General features: G+C 46.3%; 21 protein-coding genes, 1 pseudogene and 2 riboswitches. Of the genes and pseudogenes, 16 read left to right on the top strand and 6 right to left on the bottom strand.

Translation table 11 applies throughout. The annotated features are described in order from the left end of the window. The first annotated feature begins 54 nt into the window (after positions 1-54). The 4 genes from OB236_RS23360 (at position 55) to OB236_RS23375 (ending at position 4,598) form a co-directional block, all read left to right on the top strand. Complete coding sequence (locus tag OB236_RS23360; RefSeq protein WP_262686134.1) at positions 55-1,233, top strand: iron-containing alcohol dehydrogenase; 1,179 nt, start codon at positions 55-57, stop codon at positions 1,231-1,233. A gap of 147 nt (positions 1,234-1,380) precedes the next feature. Beyond that, a complete protein-coding gene (locus OB236_RS23365) occupies positions 1,381-1,770 on the top strand; it encodes a hypothetical protein (protein WP_076235123.1) in 390 nt (129 codons plus the stop codon). A 99-nt stretch (positions 1,771-1,869) separates the two neighbouring features. Continuing rightward, positions 1,870-3,102 (top strand): Bcr/CflA family multidrug efflux MFS transporter, encoded by a 1,233-nt coding sequence (locus OB236_RS23370; RefSeq protein ID WP_262686135.1) that lies wholly within the window; start codon positions 1,870-1,872, stop codon positions 3,100-3,102. A gap of 488 nt (positions 3,103-3,590) precedes the next feature. Continuing rightward, the gene (locus OB236_RS23375; protein ID WP_262686136.1) at positions 3,591-4,598 is read left to right on the top strand and encodes a LacI family DNA-binding transcriptional regulator; all 1,008 of its coding nucleotides are present in this window, start codon (positions 3,591-3,593) and stop codon (positions 4,596-4,598) included. Positions 4,599-4,630: 32 nt separating this feature from the next. On the opposite strand, the gene OB236_RS23380 is transcribed toward OB236_RS23375, so the two are convergent. From OB236_RS23380 to gcvH, 4 genes are all read right to left on the bottom strand, one after another. After that, positions 4,631-5,578, bottom strand: a complete 948-nt coding sequence (locus OB236_RS23380; RefSeq protein ID WP_262686137.1) for a 1-phosphofructokinase family hexose kinase — start codon at positions 5,576-5,578, stop codon at positions 4,631-4,633. Between the two features lie 10 nt (positions 5,579-5,588). Then, on the bottom strand, positions 5,589-6,455 hold the full coding sequence (gene fba / locus OB236_RS23385; RefSeq protein ID WP_262686138.1) for a class II fructose-1,6-bisphosphate aldolase: 867 nt from the start codon (positions 6,453-6,455) through the stop codon (positions 5,589-5,591). A gap of 80 nt (positions 6,456-6,535) precedes the next feature. Then, positions 6,536-7,591 carry an SIS domain-containing protein gene (locus OB236_RS23390; protein ID WP_262686139.1) on the bottom strand — a complete coding sequence of 352 codons (1,056 nt, stop codon included), beginning with the start codon at positions 7,589-7,591 and terminating at the stop codon, positions 6,536-6,538. A 150-nt stretch (positions 7,592-7,741) separates the two neighbouring features. Next, positions 7,742-8,134, bottom strand: a complete 393-nt coding sequence (gene gcvH, locus OB236_RS23395) for a glycine cleavage system protein GcvH (RefSeq protein WP_262686140.1) — start codon at positions 8,132-8,134, stop codon at positions 7,742-7,744. A 181-nt stretch (positions 8,135-8,315) separates the two neighbouring features. Continuing rightward, a riboswitch (glycine riboswitch) is annotated at positions 8,316-8,411 on the top strand. A gap of 3 nt (positions 8,412-8,414) precedes the next feature. Continuing rightward, a riboswitch (glycine riboswitch) is annotated at positions 8,415-8,525 on the top strand. A gap of 110 nt (positions 8,526-8,635) precedes the next feature. Here gcvH and gcvT point away from each other — a divergent pair. The 9 genes from gcvT to OB236_RS23440 all read left to right on the top strand — a co-directional run bounded on the left by gcvT (position 8,636) and on the right by OB236_RS23440 (position 20,750). Further along, a complete protein-coding gene (gene gcvT / locus OB236_RS23400) occupies positions 8,636-9,739 on the top strand; it encodes a glycine cleavage system aminomethyltransferase GcvT (protein WP_262686141.1) in 1,104 nt (367 codons plus the stop codon). A gap of 12 nt (positions 9,740-9,751) precedes the next feature. Beyond that, complete coding sequence (gene gcvPA / locus OB236_RS23405) at positions 9,752-11,113, top strand: aminomethyl-transferring glycine dehydrogenase subunit GcvPA (RefSeq protein ID WP_262686142.1); 1,362 nt, start codon at positions 9,752-9,754, stop codon at positions 11,111-11,113. After that, positions 11,110-12,585, top strand: a complete 1,476-nt coding sequence (gene gcvPB, locus OB236_RS23410) for an aminomethyl-transferring glycine dehydrogenase subunit GcvPB (protein WP_317259371.1) — start codon at positions 11,110-11,112, stop codon at positions 12,583-12,585. The genes gcvPA and gcvPB overlap by 4 nt, the downstream gene beginning before the upstream one ends. Positions 12,586-12,942: 357 nt before the next feature. After that, positions 12,943-13,887 carry a carbohydrate ABC transporter permease gene (locus OB236_RS23415; RefSeq protein ID WP_076235153.1) on the top strand — a complete coding sequence of 315 codons (945 nt, stop codon included), beginning with the start codon at positions 12,943-12,945 and terminating at the stop codon, positions 13,885-13,887. Positions 13,888-13,907: 20 nt separating this feature from the next. Next, complete coding sequence (locus tag OB236_RS23420; RefSeq protein WP_262686143.1) at positions 13,908-14,738, top strand: carbohydrate ABC transporter permease; 831 nt, start codon at positions 13,908-13,910, stop codon at positions 14,736-14,738. Between the two features lie 136 nt (positions 14,739-14,874). Then, positions 14,875-16,215: an ABC transporter substrate-binding protein gene (locus OB236_RS23425; RefSeq protein ID WP_076235157.1), complete on the top strand. Its 1,341-nt coding sequence runs from the start codon at positions 14,875-14,877 to the stop codon at positions 16,213-16,215. Between the two features lie 124 nt (positions 16,216-16,339). Continuing rightward, complete coding sequence (locus OB236_RS23430) at positions 16,340-18,157, top strand: cache domain-containing sensor histidine kinase (RefSeq protein ID WP_262686144.1); 1,818 nt, start codon at positions 16,340-16,342, stop codon at positions 18,155-18,157. Further along, positions 18,132-19,754 carry a response regulator transcription factor gene (locus OB236_RS23435; RefSeq protein WP_262686145.1) on the top strand — a complete coding sequence of 541 codons (1,623 nt, stop codon included), beginning with the start codon at positions 18,132-18,134 and terminating at the stop codon, positions 19,752-19,754. Before OB236_RS23430 ends, OB236_RS23435 begins: the two co-directional genes overlap by 26 nt. 108 nt (positions 19,755-19,862) lie before the next feature. Beyond that, positions 19,863-20,750: a 5'-3' exonuclease gene (locus OB236_RS23440; protein WP_262686146.1), complete on the top strand. Its 888-nt coding sequence runs from the start codon at positions 19,863-19,865 to the stop codon at positions 20,748-20,750. 146 nt (positions 20,751-20,896) lie between these two features. Here OB236_RS23440 and OB236_RS23445 read toward each other — a convergent pair whose 3' ends face one another. Further along, entirely contained in the window at positions 20,897-21,130 is a 234-nt protein-coding gene (locus OB236_RS23445) for a DUF3951 domain-containing protein (protein ID WP_262686147.1), read from the bottom strand. Positions 21,131-21,274: 144 nt separating this feature from the next. Then, positions 21,275-22,090, bottom strand: coding sequence for a DUF975 family protein (locus OB236_RS23450; RefSeq protein ID WP_262686148.1), 816 nt, complete (start codon positions 22,088-22,090; stop codon positions 21,275-21,277). Positions 22,091-22,340: 250 nt separating this feature from the next. On the opposite strand from OB236_RS23450, the gene OB236_RS23455 reads away from it, so the two are divergent. From OB236_RS23455 to OB236_RS23465, 3 genes and pseudogenes are all read left to right on the top strand, one after another. After that, on the top strand, positions 22,341-23,513 hold the full coding sequence (locus tag OB236_RS23455) for an MFS transporter (protein ID WP_262686149.1): 1,173 nt from the start codon (positions 22,341-22,343) through the stop codon (positions 23,511-23,513). A 164-nt stretch (positions 23,514-23,677) separates the two neighbouring features. Then, positions 23,678-24,769 (top strand): GntR family transcriptional regulator, encoded by a 1,092-nt coding sequence (locus OB236_RS23460; RefSeq protein ID WP_262686150.1) that lies wholly within the window; start codon positions 23,678-23,680, stop codon positions 24,767-24,769. 438 nt (positions 24,770-25,207) lie between these two features. Beyond that, positions 25,208-25,436, top strand: a pseudogene (locus OB236_RS23465) (collagen-like protein); the annotation flags it as partial.

Consider the following 25,436-nt stretch of genomic DNA (forward strand, 5'->3'; position numbering starts at 1 on the left):
ATGCTAAGTCGCAAGTAGGGCATTCACTATGATAATCGAAAAGAGGTGCCAGTCATGAACACTTTTTCTACGTTCCAGCTACCGCAGCAGGTCATCTATGGTCATCATGCTTTGACCCAGCTTGGACTCCAGACTACAAGGCTGGGTAGAACGGCTTTGTTAATCAGTGATCGCATCATGGTGAAAATCGGGACCGTTCAACAATGCCAGCAGCATTTGGAGGAAGTCGGCATTGTGCCTGTTTGCTATTTGGATGTTAATTCGGAACCGACCGATTTTCATGTATCCGAAGCACTTGCTGTTTGTCTGGAGCACCAATGCGATGTCATTATTGCGGTTGGTGGTGGGAGCTGTATAGATGCTGCCAAAGCCGTCTCCGTATTGGCCACAAATGGTGGACAGCTTGGAGATTATGTGGGTGGTAAAGCTGTGCTATCGGCACCGCCTATTCCGTTGATTGCCATTCCAACGACAGCAGGAACGGGGTCAGAAATGACTAATGTGACGGTCATCATCAACACACTCAACGATGTGAAAATGATGGTCAAGCACGCTGCCTTTCTTCCAAGCGTAGCCATTGTCGATCCTATGCTTACTGTATCAACGCCGCAGAGCGTTACAGCCGCCACGGGAATAGATGCGCTCTGTCATGCAATAGAAGCCTACATCTCCCGCAAAGCGCAGCCAATGACAGATCAATTAGCCCTGTCTGCGATAGCACTGATTTCCCAAAACTTACGTAAAGCCTACACGGATGGCTCAGACCTGGAAGCCAGAGAACAAATGGCACTTGCTTCGATGCAGGCGGGGGCTGCTTTCTCTAACGCGTCCGTTACATTGGTTCATGGGATGTCCCGACCCATTGGAGCTATATTTCATGTTCCACACGGTATCTCGAACGCCATGCTGCTTCCCGCGATATTGGAATTCAGTAAAGATCGTGCTATAGAGAGATTAGCTGTTGTCGGACGTTTATTCCGCCCCGATTTATCTCAGCTTTCCGATCAGGAAATGGTGGATGTAGCTATTCAAGAAGTGAAAAGGTTATGTAAGGACCTGCAAATAACGAATTTGGAAAGCTGGGGTATTGACAAGCTGAAATTTCGAGAAGCGGTTTCCAAAATGGCCGTGGATGCTCTGGCTAGTGGAAGCCCTGGTAACAACCCTCGTGTCCCTACGGTTGAAGAAATGATCGAGCTTTATCATACATGTTATAGTTATTCATTCTCTTAACAGGAATGAAAGGAAAACCGGTGTCATACAATGAAGCCAACTGTCACGACAGTTGGCTTGTTCTGCATTTCATCTAAGTGAAAAATCATTGCAAATTCGCAAAAACATGATATCATTTTTTGTAGAACAATAAATAAAGGAGGAGCTATGAAGGAGCTCACTTTCGAATCATGGCAGCAGTACCTGGCATTTATACAGCACAAGTTTATGCAAAAGGGCCACAAGAAAGGTCTGGAAGGTGATGCGCTTGCGGAGTACGTGAATAAGCATGAGCAGAATGCCGCTGTAGTCTGGGCAGAAAATGATGGCGATACCTGCATCAAGCAGCAGGGTTATATAACGCTTCTGGTCTGGAAGGATGAACAGGGTCAACGAAGAATTGGAAGAGGAAGACCGAAAAAGTCGAGCTGCGAAAAGCTCAATCATTCGATCCATGTACGTCTGGATGATGCAGCTTATGCGAAATTAAACAGCTATTGCCAGGAAAAAAAGCTCGATTTGTCTGAGGCAATACGATTTTTGATCGATACTTTATAGCATTGGAATGTACATGTGTTCAGTAGAGCTGAACGAAGGCATCTTCGGTGGCAGACATCGTTCAATTGTTATTCTTATAAAGGTGGTTAACGAATTAGCATGAATAGTTCAATTAATAGTACGAAGGCTGCGCCCCAGCCGGTCACTCGGGGGAATAAGCTGTGGATGGTGCTTGTGCTTGGTTCTTTGGCAGCCTTTGCCCCTCTGTCCATTGATATGTATTTGCCAGCGCTGCCTGCAATAGCCGGGGAATACAGCACCAGCGCGTCACTTGTTCAGCTAAGTCTTACTTTTTTTCTGCTCGGATCTGCACTTGGCCAATTGTTTGCCGGGCCGATCAGTGATGTTCGCGGCCGTCGGATGCCGCTTCTGGTTGGTCTTGCTCTGTATGCCGTTACTTCGTTGTTATGTGCATTCAGCCCTTCGGTCGAAAGCCTGATCATACTTCGTTTTGTCCAGGGACTGGCTGGCTCTGCCGGAATTGTCATCTCCCGTGCGATTGTACGAGACCTGTATTCTGGTACGGAGCTGACGAAGTTTTTTACACTTTTGATGCTGGTGAATGGAGTGGCACCAATCCTTGCTCCGATCGCTGGAGGACAACTCATGAGGGTAACCTCCTGGCATGGCGTATTTATCGTATTATGTGTATTGGGTATGGTGATGCTTGCAGCAGTGTTCTTCGGTTTGCGTGAAACGCTGCCGAATCAATTGCGTTCCAAGGGCGGCATTGGCAACACCTTGTCGACCTTTCGCGGCCTGCTTGTAGACCGTGTGTTCATGGGGTACGCGATTGCGCAAGGGTTAGTTTTTGCAGCCATGTTTGCTTATATATCGGGCTCACCGTTTGTGCTTCAGGAGATTTTTCATGTATCACCGCAAATGTTTGCCGTATTTTTTGGGATTAACGGTCTTGGCATCATTATTGCCGGTCAAATCACGGGCAGGCTGGTTGGCCGATTAGGAGAAACGAAGCTGCTGATCACAGGTCTCGGTATTTCATCTTGCGGTGGTGTACTGCTGCTCCTCATGATCGTAACAGGTGCGGGCTTGTATGCGATTCTGCCAGCTTTATTTATGGTCGTGTCGAGTGTCGGTATCGTATCTTCAACCGGATTCTCATTAGCGATGCAAAATCAAAGCAAGTCTGCAGGCACGGCATCGGCGCTGCTTGGTGTACTTTCACTCTTGCTGGGTGGCGTTGTAGCTCCGCTTGTTGGTCTGGGTGGAAGCCAATCCGCTTTGCCGATGGGCCTCGTTATTGCCTGCACATCCGTAGGCGCTGTGATCGTATACGTATTGATGGTGCGCCGTAAAGCACCAGTATCATAAATTCAGAAGGCGCCGCCTGACCAAGCTATCGTTTACAGCGGTCGTGAACTTCTGTAACTGGAGTCTTATTGCAATCGATTGCGGGATTTCAGGTAATTGGCTCAAGACATAGGTAAGGACTCAGGTACCCGTTGGGTGCCTTTTTTATAATATCGGAATTTATAAGTTTTCAACGAAGTTGAACATTCTGATATTTCAAGAAAAGCATCCTCTAAAACACGAATGTCTCTTCATCGAATAGGCTTCGATCAGAAGCTTTTCTTATAACACAAGAATTTATAAGTTTTCAGCGGAGCTGAAGGATTCTTATGTTTCAAGAAAACCTACCTCTGAACCGCGGTCGCTCATCTTTGAAAGGCCTCGATAGAGGTTTTCTTATATATTCACGAAAACGTCAAGGTGCATTGCAAAATTGCATTAATTCTCTTATATTTAGGTAAAGCGCTTAATCGTCTGCTTTAATTTGTTTGTGGAAAGTTGGGTATGGCATGAAGGTTACTATCTACGATATTGCCAAGGAAGCGGGTGTCTCTATAGCAACCGTGTCCAAGGTCATTAACCGTGGTGGACGCATAAGCGAAAAGACCCGTAATAAAGTCATTAAAATTATGGATGAGCTGAATTATCAGCCAAGCGTCGTTGCATCGGCTTTGACCGGTAAGCAGACCTATACGCTGGGACTGCTGCTGCCGGATTTGGCGAATCCTTTTTTTGCGGAGATTGCGAGAAGTATAGAGGATCGTGCCCAGGAAATGGGCTTTAACGTAGTCATTTGCAGTACGGATAACAGTCTGGATAAAGAAGAACGTTACATTTCATTGTTAAAGCAAAAAAGCGTCGATGGCATCATTATCGCAACAGGGGTTCGCAATGACGCTTTATTAAAAGAATTGGTTCGGCAAAAGCTCCCCGTTGCACTCATCGCGCGGGATATGCCGGCTGTCGCTGTGGATATCGTGCTGGTCGATGACTTTCAGGGTGGTTATTTGGCAACCTCTTATTTGATCCAAAATGGTCATAAGCAGATTGCCGTAATTGCCGAGGATACCGAAGTAATGAGCAGCAAGGAGCGGATTCGCGGCTATCGGCATGCGTTGGAGGAAGCGGGTATTCCATTTAATCCTGAGTTGGTGCGCATTAGTGATTTTAGTGTGAAAAGCGGCAAAATAGCTGCAGGTGAGCTGCTGCAGGGATTAAAAGCTTGTACGGCCGTGTTTGCCTGTAATGATTTGCTGGCTATCGGCACGATTCAGGCTGCACGCGAAATGAAGCTGTCCATCCCTGACGATTTATCGGTCGTAGGGTTCGATAATACGATTCTGGCCACGATCGTGGACCCGCCGCTCACGACGATAGCCCAGCCGATTCAGGACATGGGGGCTCAGGTCGTCAATATGATTCTTCGCCATATTAATGGCGGTCATACGATGAATCAGCGAATGGTGCTGCCACCAGAGCTTGTTATTCGCTCGTCGGTATCCAGGCCGAGGAAATAAAAAAGCAGGAAAAAGCTTGTATAGTCGATTCGCTATACAAGCTCTACGGTAATTTCTGTTTGTAAACGTTCTACATCATGAAGATGCACATAACCTGCACGTTCCGTCAATGCATTCGCTGAAGCAACGGCAGAAGCGTACTGCAAGCAGGTGGGAAACGTGAGGTTTTGAGCAGTAGCCATTGCCATACCAGCGACAAAGGAATCTCCGCAGCCAACGGTATTGACCACCTGAATAGGAGGACCCTGCACCCGATATAATGCTCCTTCATAAGCACTGATCGAACCCGCTGCTCCCAGAGAAACGGTCACACGCGGGATGCCCTGTTGCTGCAAGCGAAGCAAGCCCTCGGCTCGGTCAATATCTGGTTGATCCTCGGCATTGCCCTCATTAAAAGCCCCAAGCACCGTAGTGACCTCGTCTTCATTAGGCTTCACAAAATCAGGCTGCGCACCTACCCCTTGCAGCAGCGCAGTACCACTCGTATCGAGAAAAGCAAGCGCTCCGGCTTGCTTCACAATACGGATCAGCTGTGCGTAGCCATCGGTGGGTACGCCCTGCGGTAAGCTTCCCGAGAAGCATACGATACGCGACTGTGCAGCGAGACCAGCCAGCTTGGCCTGGAAAAGCTGCCAGGTTTCAGCCGAAATCCAGGGGCCTTGCTCCAGAACCTCAGTTGAAGAGCCGTTCGATTCATCAATCATGTTCAGGCATAGCCGTGATTCTTCCTCGATCTGTACAAAATCATGCTTGATTCCTTGCGCATCCAATTTTTGTTCAATGAACCGGCCATTATGACCACCAATGATACCACTGGCTAGAACCGGATAGCCTAACTGCTGAATAACACGGGCTACATTGATCCCTTTGCCACCCGGCTCGGCGTACATCTGCCGTACCCGGGATACCTGTCCGAGTGGAAAGTTGGGTATATAGTAGGTTTTATCGATGGCTGCGTTCAGGGTTACAGTAGTAATCATGAGTGCCTCCTTAGCGGATACCGGACGCTTTACCGATGCTGCCAAGCATCCGCATTTTTTCCATTGCCGCTTCTTTTACGGCTTTTTTGGCAGGCACCATATATTTACGTGGATCGTTTTCATCTGGATTATGCGCGAATACCTGCTTAATGGCATCGGAGAAGACGATGCGTATTTCGGTGGCGATATTCATTTTGGACATGCCCAGCGAGATACAGCGTTTGACCTGCTCTTCGGGAATACCTGAGCCACCATGCAGCACGAGTGGAACCGCTACGCGATCAGCCACCTGACGGATTCGCTCAAAATCGATATTCGGGTCGCCCTTGTATATACCGTGCGCGGTTCCGATGGCAGGAGCCAATGTGGGAACACCGGTAAGCTCAATAAAGCGGGCACATTCCTCTGGGTCGGCTAATAGCGCTTCGTGTTCAGCGACTACGATGTCGTCCTCAACGCCCCCAACCTTCCCAAGCTCGGCTTCCACATTCACACCAGCAGCGCGGGCGATGTCCACGATCCGTTTGGTTTGAGCCACATTTTCCTCAAAAGCAAACATGGACGCATCAATCATGACCGAGGTGTAGCCTGCGCGGATGCAGTGAATGATCATATCAAAATCGGTGCAATGGTCCAGATGAAGCGCGATGGGAACACCCGAACGATTGGCGGCAGTGGTCGCAGCTGCGACCAAATAGTCAGCTCCCAGATGCTTGACTGTTCCTACTGTCGATTGCAAAATGAGCGGGGAATTCGTTTCCTCCGCAGCGTCTACCACGGCTTGCAGCATTTCCAGGGTGTGTACGTTAAATGCGCCAATCCCATATCCTTGGCTGCGGGCAACTTGCAATAAGGCTGTCGATGAAACTAACGGCATGAATGATTCCTCCTAAGAGTGTTCCTTTAGGAACACTGACATCGTAAGCATAAGCTGAGTTTTGCGTAACAAAGCTAACGTTAAATTTTCACAACCTGTGTCAAATTGCGCGGCGAATCCGGATCGGCATTACGGTTCAAGGCTGTGTAATAGCCCAAAAATTGCAGGGCAGGTAAGTAAAGTACACTTCTGGCTTCATCGGAGATGTCGCTGCCGCCTACTTCGAACACAGCATCGGCAAATGAGGTATCCTCACCTTTGTTGGCCGTTAACAGCAGTACAAATGCTCCGTACTCCTGCATTTCGCGTGCAACCTTCAATTCATAATCACGAGCCTGTTCTGACAGCAGGAGGCAGACGAGCGTACCTGGCTCAACGATCGATTTGGGACCATGACGGAACTCCAGCGTTCCATATGCTTCTGTCCATACATAGGACATTTCCTTGATTTTCAAACAAGCCTCCAATGAAAGACCGTACAGTGCTCCCATACCCAAATATACATATTTAATGAAAGATTGCTCACGCACCAAGGTATCGATAAAAGGTTTGGCTGCCAGAACGGTAGCTCCATCCTGCTTCACGACTTTGGCTAGCTCCTCCAACAGGTCATTGCGGCCTGCAGCTTTGGCGATTGCCGCTTGCATCATAAATGTCATGCTGCTGAGTGATTTCGTCATAACTGTGCTCGTTTCTTTCCCGAGTGGGGAGACGAGGCATTCCGCCAGTTTGGCCATCGAGCTATCCTCATAGCAGGTGATTCCGGCAATCGTCCAGTTGGCAAGCGATTGTACGGACTCCAGCGCCAATACAACCTCAGTCGATTCACCAGAACGGGACACGCCAATTACCAGATAATTGCGATGAGTTGGAGCCGTTTGCTCACGGAACAGCAGCAAATCTGACGATGGGTAAGCAACAGCGCTTCTTCCCAGCCAGGTTCTGCAGGTAGCGGCCATCGTAAGTGCCTGATAGTACGAGGAACCGGATCCGATAAAAATGATCTCTTCAAAAGCAGCGTTATTCAAGTAACGTTCAATCCAGTCCTGCTGAAGCTCCAGTTGGTCCCATGCGGCTGAAATCGCCTCTGCTTGTGCGTTAATTTCTGAATAGGTATGTTGTCCTAATGTCGTCATTTTCACAGCTCCCTTCGATATAATGAAATTATAATTCATAATTATGATTTATTCAATCATTTATTTGATCTAGTAAATAAAAAAAGCCTTGAATTCTTCATCAAAGAATTCAAGACCCTTTAAGGTCATAGGCTTATTTATGTAATCTTTTTATTCTGCTGTATATTCGCGATACTGCTCCGCAGTTAACAGCTGGGTTAGCGCTTCCTTGGCATGATCATCAATTTCGAGCTCCACCATCCAACCTCCGCCAAAAGGATCACTATTCACGTTTTCCGGTTGATCCAGCAAAGTGTTGTTGACTTGGGTTACGACACCCGATATCGGAGCGTATACATCAGAGACGGTTTTGACGGACTCGATATTTCCGAGACCGGTTTGGCTTAACACTTCGGTGCCAACTTCAGGTAGCTCAACAAACACGATATCACCCAATTGGGACTGTGCAAAATCTGTAATGCCAATCCGGATTGTATGCTCGCCAATCACCTCTACCCATTCATGCTCCTTACTGTATAGCAATTGATCCTTAACCACCGACATGGCCAGCCCCACTTTCGAATTGTTGTTATATCCGCCTACTTGCGAATAGGATGCTTTCAGACTAAATCAGCGCTGTGGGTCATGTCAAGTTAACTGCTAAAAAAGTGGCCATGCTGCCAAAATAAGGTTGACAATGAGATAAGCGGTAAGGTAATAATGAGTGTATGAAATGAATAAGCGGATGAGAGCATAAGGAGAGACTGGCGCATCGACGGCAGCGCCGAAGGAGTAAACCCGAAAGGGTGAATCTCTCAGGCAAAAGGACTTTTGCAGGACGCAGCTCTGGAGAGACTTCGGCATCATAAGCCGTGGCACCGATGGGGAAACTATAGCCTTTCTTTGCAGGTCAGAAGACTAGGTGGTGGGTAACTCTCAGGTACAAAGGACAGAGTGAGAAGCAGGTACGGTCGTTCAAACAGGATGAGCCTCTGCTTTTCACGCTGTCTTTTTTGCTTTTCATAAAGGACGGGAACGATGATTACATCCAATGGAGGTGAGGGTATGTCAGATTTAAAACGAACGCCGCTATTCCCGATTTACAAACAGTATGGGACTCCGAGGGTTATTGATTTTGGAGGCTGGGAGCTTCCCGTGCAGTTTACCGGTATCCAAAAGGAACACGACGCTGTTCGACAGCAGGCGGGCTTGTTCGACGTATCACATATGGGCGAGGTGATGATTACGGGACTGCATGCGGAAGCCTATGTGCAAAAGCTGACCACCAACGATGTCACGAAGCTGATTAACGGCCAGGCTCAGTATAGCTTGATGTGTAATGAGGGTGGAGGCGTAGTGGATGACCTGCTGGTGTATCGTCTGGAGGCTGACCGATTCATGCTCGTCATCAATGCTTCCAATATAGATAAGGATATGGAATGGCTGCAAAGTCATCTGATTGAAGGGGTGCAGTTGAACAATATTTCTGAGCAGACTGCATTGCTTGCCTTACAGGGACCTGAGGCCGAAGCGATATTGTGTAAAGTGACGTCGGTTCCGGTGCATGAGCTAAAAGCTTTTTCTTTCCTGCCCGATGTTGAGATCGGCGGGTTGAAGGCACTTGTGTCTAGAACTGGGTACACGGGTGAGGATGGCTTTGAGCTTTATGTAGCTGCTGAGCACGCCATAGAGGTCTGGACTCTGCTCATGGAGGCTGGCGAAGCATATGGTTTGCAGCCGGTGGGATTGGGAGCGCGTGATACACTGAGATTTGAAGCCAAGCTGCCGTTGTATGGGCAGGAGCTGTCGGCTTTGGTGAGTCCATTGGAGGCTTCGGTCGGATTTTTTGTGAAGCTGGATAAGGGGGATTTCATAGGTAGGGAAGCGTTAATTCGTCAAAAGGAAAGCGGCATTCCCCGCAAGCTGGTAGGTATCGAGATGGTCGACCGCGGCATTCCCCGCAGTCATTATCCGGTATATGCTGACGATCGTCTCATTGGCGAGGTTACCACAGGCACTCAGTCACCGACATTGAAGAGAAATCTCGGTCTGGCCTTAATCGAAGCTGGATACAGTGGATTGGGTACAGAGGTGTGGGTGGAGATTCGTGAAAAACGACTGAAAGCGATTGTTGTGAAGGCGCCATTTTATAAACGTGATCATAAATAAGGAGTGGATCAAGTGAAGCACCGCTATTTGCCAATGACCGAGCAGGATCAGACGGAGATGCTGGAGACGATTGGCATGACTACCGTAGAAGAATTGTTCAGTGATATACCAGCTTCCGTGCGCTTTCGGGGACGTCTTGAAGTATCGGAAGCTTTGAATGAGCGTGAGCTCTTAAAGCATATGCGGCAATTAGCCGGGAAAAATGCCGATTTTGACCGTTATACCAGCTTCTTGGGCGCCGGCATTTACGATCACCATATTCCGGTTGTTATTAATCATGTGATTTCCAGATCCGAATTTTATACAGCGTACACGCCTTATCAGCCGGAAATCAGCCAAGGCGAGCTGCAGGCGATTTTTGAATTTCAATCGTATATTTGTGAGCTGACCGGCATGTCGGTAGCCAATGCGAGTATGTATGACGGTTCCACCGCATTGGCGGAGGCAGGTGCGTTGGCATCGGGAGCAACCAAACGCAAGCAGCTTGTGGTTTCCCGCGCTATTCATCCTGAAGCGAGACAAATTGTGGCGGCGACGGCCAAAGGCTTGAATTTGGACATCGTTGAGGTGGGTATACGTGATGGGGTTACTGATCTGGACGAGCTGTCTGCATGTGTGACCACGGATACAGCAGCTGTATTGATCCAATCGCCCAATTTCTTTGGCTGTATTGAGGACTTGCGAGCTATCGAGCCTGTGACACATGGAGCGGGTGCTCTATTCGTAGTCAGCGCCAATCCGCTTTCTCTGGGGCTGCTGGAATCTCCTGGTGCGCTTGGTGCGGACATTGTGGTTGGCGATGCGCAGCCTTTTGGCATTCCGGCCTCGCTCGGAGGACCGACCTGCGGTTACTTTGCAGTATCAACTGCCTGGATGCGCCGGATGCCCGGCCGTATTGTTGGACAAACCGTGGATCGGGACGGAAAACGCGGCTTTGTGCTAACCTTGCAAACGCGAGAGCAGCATATTCGCCGTGAGAAGGCGACCTCCAATATATGCTCCAATCAGGCATTGCTCGCGCTGTGTGCTTCTGTCTATATTTCAACCCTGGGTAAGCAGGGAATTCAAGAGGTAGCTGATCTGAATATACAAAAGGCTCATTATGCCGCTGATGTATTAAGCCGTATATCCGGTGTATCGGTTCCATTTGGACGGACGCCATTTTTTAATGAGTTTGTGATTAAACTGCCCGAATCATCTTCCATTTCCATTACAGCATTGAATGAAAAGCTGCTTGAAGCCGGATTTATTGGTGGCTATGACTTAGGCAGAGATGACGCGGCGCTTGCAGGCCATATGCTGATTGCTGTGACGGAAAGCCGAACGAAAGCCGAAATCGACGAATTTGCCCTACAATTGGAGGCTGCCCTATGAGTGAAACATTGGAAATAAAGCACGATAAGGAGCTCATATTTGAAATGAGCAAACCGGGGCGCGTCGGCTATTCCTTGCCAGAATGTGATGTACCGAGAACAGACACGGACAAGCTGATCCCTGGGAACCTGCTCCGTGCAAAGCCGGCGGAATTGCCTGAGGTATACGAGGTAGACGTGATTCGGCATTATACGGCGCTATCTCGGAGAAACTTCGGCATCGACAACGGTTTTTATCCGCTTGGCTCCTGCACGATGAAATATAATCCAAAAATTAACGAGGATGTCGCCCGTTTTTCCGGCTTCGCCAAGATTCACCCGTATCAGCCGGAAAGCTCTATTCAAGGTGCAATGGAGCTCTTATACCAGCTGCAAAACGATCTGGCTGCGATTACAGGCATGGATCAGGTAACGCTCCAGCCCGCAGCAGGTGCGCATGGTGAGTGGACCGGACTGATGATGATCCGTGCTTACCATGAGAGCCGCGGCGATCATCGGACCAAGGTTATTGTGCCGGACTCCTCGCATGGCACGAATCCAGCGAGTGCGACGGTCGCAGGCTTTGATACGATCACCATCCCGTCGAATGCGAAAGGGCTTGTTGATCTGGATGCGCTGCGCAAGGCTGTAGGGCCGGATACGGCAGCACTGATGCTGACCAATCCGAATACGCTTGGTTTATTCGAGGAACAGATTGTCGAGGTTGCGGCGATTGTGCATGAGGCAGGGGGGTTACTCTATTATGATGGAGCCAATTCCAATGCGATTATGGGTATCACGCGTCCGGGTGATATGGGCTTCGATGTCGTCCATTTGAATTTGCACAAAACGATGAGCACACCGCACGGCGGCGGAGGTCCGGGTGCAGGTCCGGTTGGCGTGAAGCAGCGACTGATACCCTTCCTGCCTAAGCCTCTCGTGGCTAAAGCAGAGGATGGGACGTATTATTTTGATTACGACAAGCCGGAATCGATCGGTAGGGTCAAAGCCTTTTACGGCAACTTCGGTATTCTGGTTCGTGCCTACACGTATATTCGTACATACGGTCCGGAGGGCTTGCGTCGGGTATCGGAGTGTGCCGTGCTGAATGCCAACTATATGCTGCGCCGCTTGGCGCCTTATTACGAGGCTCCTTTTGACCGCGTTTGTAAACATGAGTTTGTATTGTCGGGTCGGGGTTTAAAGAAATTCAACGTTCGTACACTCGATGTCGCGAAGAGGCTGCTTGATTTTGGCTACCACCCGCCGACGATTTATTTTCCACTGAATGTTGAGGAGTGCATCATGATTGAGCCGACGGAAACCGAAAGCAAGGAAACGTTGGATGCCTTTATCGACACGATGATCCGAATTGCCAAGGAAGCGGAAGAGACGCCAGAGCTGCTTCATAATGCTCCTTACACGACAGATGTTCGCCGTCTTGATGAAACCTTGGCTGCACGCAAGCCGGTGCTGAATTGTACCTGCGGTTAAATTCTGTGTGGTCATGTGAGACCCCTTCAAATTAGTTGGTAAGATCCCATATCCCCTTTAAGTAGACACTCAAATAAACCTTCTTTTTATGATGAAGGAATGAGTGGACTTGAAGGGGATATTTATTATGTGAAGAGGTGTGAAAGGTAGCTGAACAGGTAGAATTCAGTAACTGCATCCAATTAAAGGTATGGTTAGGAACTGTCATGATGGGAAAAAATTGATTTACATAAAGGATTTAAAGAGCCAGCGAGAAAACTGAATGTCAAAACTTTACCTGAAAGGGTTAATATTATTTCTTACATTCACAGGTTCAGGAAGGTAGAATGATTAAAAACAAGACTTGGGGTGAACTTCATGGCAACTGAATCACAAACGCACTCAAACGATCTACAAAAGGCACAAAAAAAACGGAAAAGCTCTAAAGAACAATGGCGTGAGGATTTGGCTGGATATTTATTTATTGGTCCGCTGCTAATTGGCCTGTTTATATTGACGCTTTTTCCAATTATAGCTTCATTTCTGCTTAGCTTTACGAACTGGAATTTTGTCGCCGGCTTTTCCAAAATGAAGTTCTTAGGCTTTGACAACTTCATTAAGCTTGCGCACGATAGTATATTTCTGCTATCCATCAAAAACAACCTGATTTTATTGTTTGTCGTACCTATCACCTTGATTCTGTCACTGGTGTTGGCGGTCGTCATTGATAAAAAGATTTATTTTAAGGATATATTTAAGCTTGTTTATTTCATTCCGTACATCTCAAGTATTGTCGCTGTAGCGATTGTGTTTCAGGTGCTGTTCCACCCAAGCTTCGGACCGATTAACCAGATGCTGATGTCATTTGGAGTAACCAACCCACCTAAATGGATGGCCGATCCCGATGTGGCTTTATATTGTGTGATGGGGCTGATGGTATGGGTGAATATCGGTTATAACATGATTGTATTCATGGCCGGCTTGCAATCCATACCGAATGATCTTTATGAAGCTGCGGATATTGATGGCGCTTCGAAGATTAAACAGTTTTTCAACATCACCGTGCCGCTGTTGTCACCAACTACATTCTTTTTGCTCGTCACGGGCATCATCGGATCATTTAAGGTGTTCGATGTGATAGCCGTTCTGACCGGCGGTGGACCCGCTAATTCTACAACCGTGGTCGTGTATCGTTTATATGAAACAGCATTCATTAATTTGCAGTCGGGTTATGCGTCCGCCATGGCTATTGTGCTCTTGATATTCGTTCTGATCATCACACTTATACAGTGGTATGGCCAACGCAAATGGGTTAATTATTAATTGAGGAAAGGATGAATCTGATGAATAAGTGGAATGTTATAAAAAAAGTGATTTTGACTGCGATTATGTGTGCGCTTGGCTTCGTATTCATGTCTCCCTTTCTATGGATGATTTCCGCATCGATGAAGCCGGAAGTCGATGTGTTTACTTTTCCGATCGAATGGATTCCGAAGCATTGGAATTTGATTGAGAATTATACGACGGTGTGGACTACAACGCAGTTTCCGCTCTTTTACTGGAACTCAATCAAGGTTACAGTGGGAACGACTTTATTGTCCGTCACACTTGCTTGTATGTCGGCATACGCCTTTGCGAAGATCAAGTTCCGCGGCAGTGGTTTGTTTTTCATGATCATATTGGCGATCTATCTGATTCCGAGCCAAGCGATATTGGTTCCTCAGTTTTTAATATTTCGCTGGATCGGACTGTTCGACAGCCACCTTGGTTTGATATTGCTGGGCTCGTTCAGCGTACTCGGGACGTTCATGCTTCGGCAATTTTACCTGGGGATTCATGATGAATACATTGAATCGGCCAAAATGGATGGGGCAGGACATATACGAATTTTCTTCTCAGTCTGTACGCCTTTAGTTCGACCGGCGATCGCGACGTATGCAATCCTGCGTTTTATCTGGACGTGGAATGACTATCAAGGTCCGCTTATTTTCCTGAAATCAAAAGAATTATTTACGATCCAACTCGGTATTCAGTCTTTTGCGACTTTGAACGGTGCGCTATACTCCTTGATTATGGCGGGAGCAGTGTCTGCCATTTTGCCTCTGTTGATCATCTTTATCATCGGTCAAAAACATGTTATCGAGGGTATTTCGGTCGGTGGAGTCAAAGGATAAAGCATTCAAGCGATTGGAAAAGGTCAAAATAAGAGTGGAATAGGTTAAAAAATTGACTTCTGCTCGAATAAAGCGTCTGTTATATTCGGAATGTAACGGTTTTCAAAATAAATAGTTCGTATATGGAGGGGTTTATATGAAAAAGAGTTTATTAACGCTTAGCGGTTTACTATTAACCACAACCGCACTTGCTGGATGCGGTGCCACAAATAATAATGCAGGATCATCGACGAATGCCGGTAATGAAGGTTCCAAGGAGCCTGTAACGATCAAGGTTCAGGCTTGGTATACCGAAGCTCAAGGGAATTGGAATGCTACGGTTGATGCTTACAACAAAACGCATCCAAACGTTAAAGTGGTATATGAGGGGATGTCCGAGAAGGGTGATTCCCAGGAAGGTATGAAAAAGATGGACCTTCTGGCCGCTTCTGGTGATCAAATGGACGTAGTGATGTATTCCAGTGCATCTGATTTTGCCCAACGTGTAGGTGCAGGGATTTTAGAGCCTCTAGATGATTATTTGAAGAAAGATAACATTGTTGTTAAGGACGAATACAAGATCGATCCTATCGTGAACGGCAAATATTATGCTTTACCTGGTAAAATGATCGAATGGTTCGTTATGCTGAACAAGGACAAGCTGGATGAAGCGAAGCTTCCAGTTCCGACCGAATGGACTTGGAACGATTATGCCGAATACGCGAAGAAAATGACCAAGGGTGAAGGAGCCTCCAAGACATATGGCTCATATTTCCACAACTGGAAAGATTACTCGCTTCTTGCGTTAAATAATGATATGGAAAATCCGTACCTCGTTAAATCAGATGGCTCAGCGAATATCGACAATCCGAAAGTTCGTTACTCTCTTGATCTGCGCAACAAAATGGAAAATGTAGACAAGACTTCTGTACCTTACTTCGAAGTTGTATCTCAAAAAATGAATTACCGCGATGTGTTTTATGCAGGTAAAACAGCTATGCTTGCAACTGGAAACTGGATGGTTGGGGAGCTTTCACTCAACGGTAAATTTAACACCGTATTTGCACCTTATCCCAAATATGACGCCAAAGATACAAACGGTTTAACAGAAATTGGCGCAGACTTCATGGGTATCGCAGCATCCTCCAAGCATAAGCAGGAAGCTTATGATTTTGTGAAGTGGTATACAACGGAAGGTATCACAACACAAGGCTTGTTCTTCTCCGGTTGGAAAAAAGCTGATATTAACCAAAACGTTGATGCCATTCTAAAAAGCGGCAAACCAGAGAATGTTAAGTTTATTGATAAAGAATCATTGTTGAGCACACTGAAGGTGAACAAAGCAACGAAGCTGGTAGTACCTCCAACGTATGCCTTGCAGCAAGAAAAGGAATATATGAATCAAGTGGAGCTGTACTTGGTTGGTAAGCAGGATCTGGATAAAACGATCCAAACGGCAACAACTAAAATAGAAGAAATCAAGAAAAGCAACAAATAAACATTTCTGTAACATTGGAATGGATCAGCTGTGCTGATAACTCAAGCATTCTAATGTTATACTAAAAGAGGAGGCGATAAGCCTCCTCTTTTTCTCATACGAAAGGAAAGGCAGGCGGTTTGTAGTGCCAGATTGGCTTCGTACCTTATCGCTTCGCAATAAACTCATGTTGACGATTCTGATTTGTCTTGTTCTGCCGTCAATCGTTTCATTATATGTATCCAATCTGTTGACGAGAGATGTTGTTCGTTCTCAGGTGACGGAGAACTCTCAAGAAGCCATGAGAATCGTCAACCAGTTTGCAGCGGGACAAATCAAAAATATGGTTTATGTGATGAATTTTGTTCAATTCGATGAGGAATTGCAGCTTTCAATCCTGGAGCTGGGGCGAATCAATGAGTCGACGAGCCAGGGGGATGTTTTGTCTCACAAACAAAAAATTTCTAAAAGGTTGGAAACGGTCATTAACTCACTTGGACATCTGAACGTAACTATACTGCTGCCTAACAGGGAGTACGTCGCGTCTTACTCAACGTTCAGCAAAGATCCGCGGAATATTTTCGATAAAAGCTGGTTTCAGGATATTGATAAGGTATCCGGTTATAATGTGAAGTGGGTTGGGGCGGAACCTAACGATGATATTCAAACATTAAATAAACCTTATGTGCTCACGGCAGCCAAGCCTCTACGCACCAACTCATCCACCTACGGCTATGTTATAGTCAGTTCGGAGATGGATAATTTCCAGCAGTTATTCGATCAATATAAAGCTGATGAAGTCATGGTGATTATCGACCGCCAAGGCCATGTAGTGGTAGATAAGGATTATAGCTCCATCGGGACAACTTTTCCCTACTATGATCAATTGCCGACGAGTAATAGTTTTTCATTCCTGAAGGTAGCGGGGGAAGAATATATCATGCTTAGCGAGCAAATAACCCCGGAGTGGCGGCTTGTGAGTATGAGTCCTTACAAGAAGGCAGCTCAAAAAATTGAATCGTTCCGTCAGACTGATTTTCTGATTCAACTGCTATTTCTGATTGTATTCGTTGGCATTCTTCTTTATATGGTGCGCGCCTTGACGAAACCGATTGCGAAGCTTGTCCAGACCGTCGTCCAAATTGAGTCCGGGCAGCTAAGCGAGCGTTCCAATATAACCGGCGGTGATGAGGTTGGACGGCTCGGCTATGTATTTGACCGGATGATTGGCCGTATTGAACGAATGATTAAAGAAAACCGCCGAGAGCAGGAGTTAAAGCGTAAGGCAGAGCTTGCGATGCTGCAGGCGCAGATCAATCCGCACTTCTTGTTCAATGTACTGAATTCGATCAGGCTGAAAATCATCATGAAGGGCGATGAGGAGAATGCTGAACTGATCAGCTCGTTATCCTCGGTATTGCGGATGACGATCAACCGTAACAATGAGTTCATCATGCTGCATGAGGAAATTGATATTAATGAACACTATGTCCGGTTATTAAACTCCCGCCATGGGGATCGTGTGGTGCTGCGTATTGAGGCTGCTTCCGATACGCTTATGCTCAAAGTACCCAGATTTATACTCCAGCCGCTAATCGAGAATGCTTATATTCATGGATTGAAAAGCAAACCTGGGGAAATTATTATTTCTTCATGCAAGTGTGAGGACGGACGACTACAGGTGGAGATCCGCGACTCAGGCATTGGTATGACTTCGGAGAAACTCTCCGCGCTGCGTGCTCACCTCGAAGCTAAATTGCGGGATCATACAGAAGAGAGCCATAAAGATTTATTATCGGGTATCGGAATTAATAATGTATTTGAACGATTAAAGTTGATTTACGGTGATAGGTTCGACTATGACATCGACAGCATACCAGATCGGGGAACGTGTATCGTGCTGCGTTTTCCCGAGAATGCGGACAAGGGGGAGAACGATGTATTCAATTATGATCGTGGATGATGATTTGCCTGTACTTGAATTTTTGGAGACATCGATCAAATGGAGCGAGCTAGGATTTCGCTTAGCGGGAACTTATGACGATCCTTTAGAAGCACTTGAGGCTGGACGTAAGGACAAGACGGATGTACTGATCAGTGACATTGGTATGCCCGGTCTGAACGGACTTGAATTGATCCGATCCTTGCGAGAGAATCATTCCATGCTGAAGGTCGTAATCTTATCCTGCCATGATGATTTTCAGTATGCCCAAGCAGCTGTGAAGCTATCAGTGAGTGAATATGTGTTAAAGGAAACGATGAATGCACGCCTCATTACTGAGGTGCTCCTACAGTTGAAGGAGCAGTTGGATGTGGAAGCCGGTGTTTTGTCGAAGAGCTTAAAGCTGGAGAGGGAGGTTGAACTGAACCGAAGCGCGTCAAAGCGTCATTTTATCCGGAGTACGGTGAATGAGCCTCTTCTCGATACCGTAGAGTGGAATCGCAAGGCTGAAGAGTTCGGTATTAAGTGGGGAGAACATGCTGTATTGCCGGTTTTCGGTTATGCGAATCAGCTTAAAGAGGCTGTGAATCGATTTCAGTCAAAAGATTTGTTCGTATATACCATCGAAAATATTATGGAGGAGCTTCTAGTCGATCACGTAGAAACGGTGTTTTTTACGTACGATACAGGGGAAATTGTTTTGCTATTTCCTCACTATTCGCAGCTTCATATCAATAACAGTCAGAAGGTAGCTCAGACGCTGAGAGAAATCCAGAGCTGCCTGCTTCAATATACAAAAATTCCCTTCTCATTTCTTACAGGAAATCCGGTGAAAGATGCTCGGTCTCTCAAGGATCAATTGTTCCATATGGTGGATACGAAAAATCCCCGCTTTTACTTGCCGGAATCCTCAGTGATGAAGCTGGAGCATGTGAGAGAAAGCTTCGGGGAAGGCGATCTGCTGCTGGAGCAGTACATGCCGGCACTGGAGGAATTTCGCCGCGCGATATTCGAGGAGCGCAATGAGATGATTGACGACTATGTCTCAAAATGGATGGAATTCATACAATATCATCGATTCCGCCCAATGGAGGTAAAGGAATGGCTGCTGAAAATGATTCTTGATGTACGTCTGCGTCTCAAATCGCTGCAGCACTACAATTCAACGTTCTCCTCGGAGCTGCTGCACCATGATTTACTCGAGTTGTCGTCTGTTCGTGAGCTTGAGCTGTGGCTAAAGGGTTATCTTTGGGAGGCCATTCAATGGGCTGGACAAGTATACCGTGAATCTCATAACCGCGAGATTGTGGAATGCCAGCGTTTTGTTTACAATCATCTGGACAAGAAAATTTCGCTTGAGGACGCGGCAGCTCATCTCCATCTTCATCCGAGTTATTTAAGTCGGCTGTTTAAACGGGAAACAGGGGAGAACTTCGTCGAATACGTAACCCGGATAAAAATGGGAAAAGCGAAGGAACTCCTGGAGATCACCGATAAGTCGATCGAGGAAATTGCCGAAATGCTTGGTTACGACAACAAAAATTATTTTGGCAAACTGTTTAAAGCACACACAGGTACTGTGCCGAACGGTTACCGCGCTGCACACATAAAAAGGTAGCTACTGGATCTGAGTACAACTTCTATGTAGCAACCGTTCACTTTATGCCCGTTAATCTGGTACAATAGGAAGCAATAGTTCAGATTGCCAGGGAGTGGAGTGTACAGAGTGGAAACGAATTCTGATTTATCAACCGAACCTAAAGTGTTAATTGTCGACGGTATGGCCTTATTATTCAGAGCCTTTTATGCAACCTCGTATAGTGGATATATTCGAAAAACAAGCGCAGGACTGCCGACCAATGCGGTCTACGGCTTTATTCAATATTTGTTCGATGCGGTCAAAACGTTCAAGCCTACTCATGTGGTATGTTGTTGGGATTTGGGAGGGACAACGATTCGCGCGGAGCTGTTCGATTCCTATAAAGCCAATCGGAAGGCTCCGCCTGAAGAGCTAATTCCCCAATTCGAGCTGGTGAAGGAAGTTGTCGCAGAAATGGGCATACTCAATCTCGGCGTGCAAGGCTACGAAGCAGATGATTGTATCGGTACAGTAGCCAAGGCGATCAGCGAGGAAGCGCATGTCTATATTTTGACCGGGGACCATGATATGCTGCAGCTGATTTCGGAGCGAATCCATGTCATTATTATGAAAAAAGGCAAGCTGAACTACTTGACCTATGATCTGCAGGTTTTGTGGGAGGAAAAACAGCTGCACCCCTATCAGATTATTGAGTTAAAAAGCTTTATGGGCGATACCAGCGACAATTATCCCGGTGTTCGGGGAATCGGTGAAAAAACCGCTTTAAAATTAGTCCAGGAATATCAAACCGTTGAAGGGGTATTGGATGCTCTGGAATCGCTGCCTAAAGGCGTTCGAACCAAGATCGAGTCTGACAGGGACATGCTGATGCTGTCCAAGGACTTGGCTACGATCCGACTGGATGTGCCGCTAACGTGCAGTCTGGAGCAATGTATTTGGAGTATTCAGAAGGAAGCTACGATTCGCAAATTTGATGAGCTTGAATTTGGTGGTCTGATCAAAATCGTCATCTAGCATCTGGGAGCAGTATCTGGAAGCCCGTACATACTAAATCGGAGAACCAAAAGAAAAAGCTCGCCACTTTAGAGCATGAATCTAAAGGGAGGTGAGCTTTTTTGTGTTTTATTGTGCTTTATAACAGCAACGAAAGTGTCGGGTTATTATTCCTTCACAGGGTTGTGCTTGTCTTTATCATCGCCTTGGTCATCCTTGTGTTCCTTTTCTTTTTTCTCTTCGTGGAATTCGATAGGAGTTTGTCCAGTAATGTAATCCAATGGGGTGTAATCGCTGTTTGGAATTTTTTTACCTTTAATGATTTTCAAAGTAATGATCAGCAGCAGTACGATAATTGGCACAATGAGTGAGAGAACGACATACAGTCCAAAATCCTCCATATCCAAGCTCCTTTGATTGATAGAGTCAATATCATGATGACAACGGGAAAAGTTTTTCCCATAAGACTGGAAAGGCTTCTCCCGCTGTTGTCGGCATATTTTACATATCGAACCAGTGATCATAACAGCGTAACTGAATGTGACTTACTGCACGATCAGATCAAGCTCCTCGTAGCTGCATTCGTGGTTATCAAGCAGATTTTGCCGCAATACCAGATATAATTCCGCTTTTGTAGCATTTTCATAAGGCATAACAAACAGTACACCGACGAACAGCGCAATGCATCCGAGCAAATACCATCCGATAAAAGAAAGATCCAGAACCCACATCTTGAACTTGTGTCCGGCCGTCATCCGGTTACTCAACTCAACCGCACGTTTGTAACCAATATTGGCGTTGTCAGCCAAAATATAAGGTACCATACGATACGCATACGATTTTACGATCCCAGGAATAATGAGCAGCAGGAACCAGAGGAAGTTAAGAAAATCTTTCCATAACATGGATTTTACGATAGCCAAATATTTATTTTTGCGAAAACCATATTCAATATGATTCAAATTATTATCGCCCTGTGCATTCCTTACAAAATACCGTCTGCCACCAACCTCAAGTGAATAACATAAAAAAATTCGAAACGCCATCGCAAACAACATAATCCCAAGAAATATAACGACGAAGATGAGTATGATCAGTAAGGTCTCATTATCCATCAAATCCCTGAATATTTCAGTGAAGCTGTCTCTGCCGCTGCTGGCATTATGACGATTGTACGAGCTGCCGCCGTCAAGGTTCCAGGTATCAGGATCAAGCCCATTAAAGAGATTGGATGGGATACTGCTGCCGCTGCCTCCGTTACCACCTACAAAGCCAATAATTAAACTCACCAAAAAGGCTTTCCAATAGGAGGTTCTTAACACGTCCTTTGCTCTCGTCTTAAGTTCCTTACGCGTCCACATGTGAATCAATCCTTTACAATTTGATAATGTCTTCATCTATATATACCCAACTGCTGCAGTTGATTATGTGCGGAATACACTTTTTTGTCAAGTAATGGATAAGCTCAAAAAATTATGGTTGCATGATCTGTAGAATGGGTTATGATGTCATCATGCATGTAAGGCTGCTGTGCACTTTGCGCAAACTGAAGAGGCCTACTACGCCGAAATTTTACGAAGTCAAGAGCACAAATTTAAGGAGATGGACAACTTGCGCATCGCGGCCTCTATCCGCAAAGTGCTGATCATGAACGCAGCCTCAACGATTATTTTTAACTACATTGGTATTTTTGTAAATCTGTTTATCTGGGAAAAGAATCATAGTATTTTTGACGTTACCTGGTTTAATCTGATTATGTTCATCACGTGGAGTCTCGCTTTTGCAGGGGGATCACGATTGTTAACCAAATATACGACACGAGCGTTGATTCGAACGACAGCGACATGTGGTGCGATCACGTTTATTCTCTTGACCTCGCTAACTCTGGACAACCGTCTGCTGTGGATTACCATTATTGCGATACCAGTCGGTATCATGTGGGGATTGTATGCCGCTTCGCAAAATATTACATTGACCGCTATCGGCAAGGGTGGTAATTTTGAAGATTATTTCTCATATGCGACGATTATAGGACAGACGATCTCGATTGTGAACCCGATCGTATTTGCCTTCATTATCAAATGGATCGGTTACTATGGATCGTTTATTATGATGTTTATATTTATAACGGTGCTAATGGTGGTTTCGTTCTTCATTTCTCCTGTTACCTTGGCGGAGGAAAAGAAGCCATTGTTCCAGCAGATGCGATTCTCGACGGTATTTTCTTATCCGGCTATTCGCTGGATGGTGCCTTCTTGTCTGGCTGCCGGTATATTTTTGCAGTTTCAGGGCTTGTTTGCCTTAATATTTACGTTTTCCGTCTCGAATGACAAGTTGGTCATAGCTCTACTCAATGTCCTCTACGCAGTATCCTCGATCATTGCGATGGTGCTGCACAGAAAGCTAACGGTGAGCAGTGGGATTTGGTTAAAGGTAGGCATGGTGGCGATCTCGGTCGGGTTCTTGATCGCGCTGCTTCAGCATTCGGTATTCCTCGTGATTTCGAATATTTTAACGACAGTGGGACTCTTTTATTTCAGTACGATCTGGAACAGCGGTCAATTCCGAATTATTAGCCGTCATACCTCCATTGAGCAGGCGCGAATTTTATTGTGGCGTGAATGGTTTCTTAATATATCGCGGATCGCGATGCTGGTTCTTATTTTGTTTGTAAAGGATTTACAGGGTCTGACCTTTATCCTGCTGCTTGCTTTTTCACTTGGCTGCGCACTGCTGGTGCCGTTTTTCTCACAAAAGAGTGAGGAAGCCTTGGAAGCTGAATGAGGATTTGGACAAAAATGGTTACAGAGAGCTGTTCCGTAGGGTCCGAGGGGATCTGAGGGACGGCTTTTTGGTATGGCTGACTCAGGTCATTAGAATAGCGTGGATAAATGGTACGTACAAAAGTATAATAGAAATTAAAAGATCACGAACGACAGAGGTGCATGATGAGTAAAAAGCCTTTACCCAAATATATACAGCTAAAGCAGGAAATTATGGGTTGGCTGCGTGCTGCTAAGATTATGCCCAATGAACGGATGCCGACCGAGCACGAAATTGCCGACCAATTCGGCATGAGCAGGCAGACGGTCCGACAGGCGCTGGGTGAGCTGGAGCAGGAAGGCTGGTTGTATCGTGTGCAGGGAAGCGGTACATATGTGGCGCCGGCACCAAAGCCGAAGCGGGAAATTCAAACAATCGGTGTGCTGACGACCTATATTTCCGACTATATATTCCCTTCCATCGTACGAGGAGTAGAAAATGTGCTCCGGTCGAGAGGTTATCGGATGCTGCTTTCCAGCACGGACAACGACAAGGCCAGAGAGCGCGAAAGTCTGCAAATGCTGCTGACCCATCCGCTGGCCGGGATTATCATCGAGCCGACCAAAAGCGCGGAGGGAAACCCGAATCTCGATTTTTATTTATCGTTGGAATACAGAAGCATTCCATTTCTGATGATCAATGAGCGGTACATGGAGATGGACTGTCCTTGTATTAAAATGGATGACGAGGCAGGCGGGTATACAGCGGTAGAGCATTTAATCAAACTCGGACATCGGCGCATTGCCGGATTTTTCAAAATGGACGATCTGCAGGGAGTGAACCGGATGAAAGGCTTCATTCGTGCGCATCATGAATGGAAGGTTCCGCTGCTGCCACACGCAGTGATTCATTATACAACGGAAGAAAAGCAGACGAAGCCCTATGCTGATGCTTTATCCATGCTGAGTCAGGACGATGAGAGGCCGACTGCCTTTGTCTGCTATAACGATGAGCTTGCTGTACAGCTGATTGGCGCGATTCGCGAGGCGGGATTGACCGTTCCCGGAGATGTTTCGGTAGTTGGTTACGATGACTCTACACTCGCTACCGCGATGGAGGTGAAGCTGACAACATTGGCACACCCAAAGCTGGATTTGGGTATACAGGCAGCAGAAACCTTGATTGATATGATTGAGCATAAACAATCGGATACCGCTGATCGTTCGAAGATCTGGAAGCCTGAGCTGATTGTCCGTGAATCGACGAGACCTGTATGAGAGTACGAAGCATATTTAGAAGTTCGGTGAATAATGAGCGGAGTGGCCAAATGATCCAGGAGAAGCGTTCGCGTTCGCTTTTGTTTCCGTAAAGCAACATTCATCTATTACATAATTATCATTGTGAATCATAAAACAGAATTGCCTGAAATATGTGAGCAACCTAAAACTGGTTCTGCTCTTGCGATCCAGTTTTTTTGGCTATTGTACAATTAAAAACAGATTCAGATACAATGCTCATTTCAACAAGAAACATCTCCCAAAAATCTTGATCCGATTACAGATCAGACAATTTACCACTAATATTCCCCCCTAAAAACCGTTGCATAAGCACAATATAATACGTCATGGATACCATTGGACTGGTACCGTTCCTTAATTAATCAAATCTAATATATATATTTATATTAGTTTTTTAATGAAAGGCGGTAATTAATTATGTCTGATGGGCTATCAGGTCTGACAGGTCTCACAGGTCTGACAGGTCAAACAGGTCAAACAGGTCAAACAGGTCAAACAGGTCAGACGGGTCCAACCGGTCCGACAGGTAAACAAGGACCTAAAGGTGTACAAGGGTCCCAAGGCATACAAGGACCTCAGGGTGTTAAAGGGCCTCAAGGCACACAAGGAACTCAAGGCGACCAAGGACCTCATGGCGTTCAAGGCT

It is taken from the genome of Paenibacillus baimaensis (assembly GCF_025567575.1).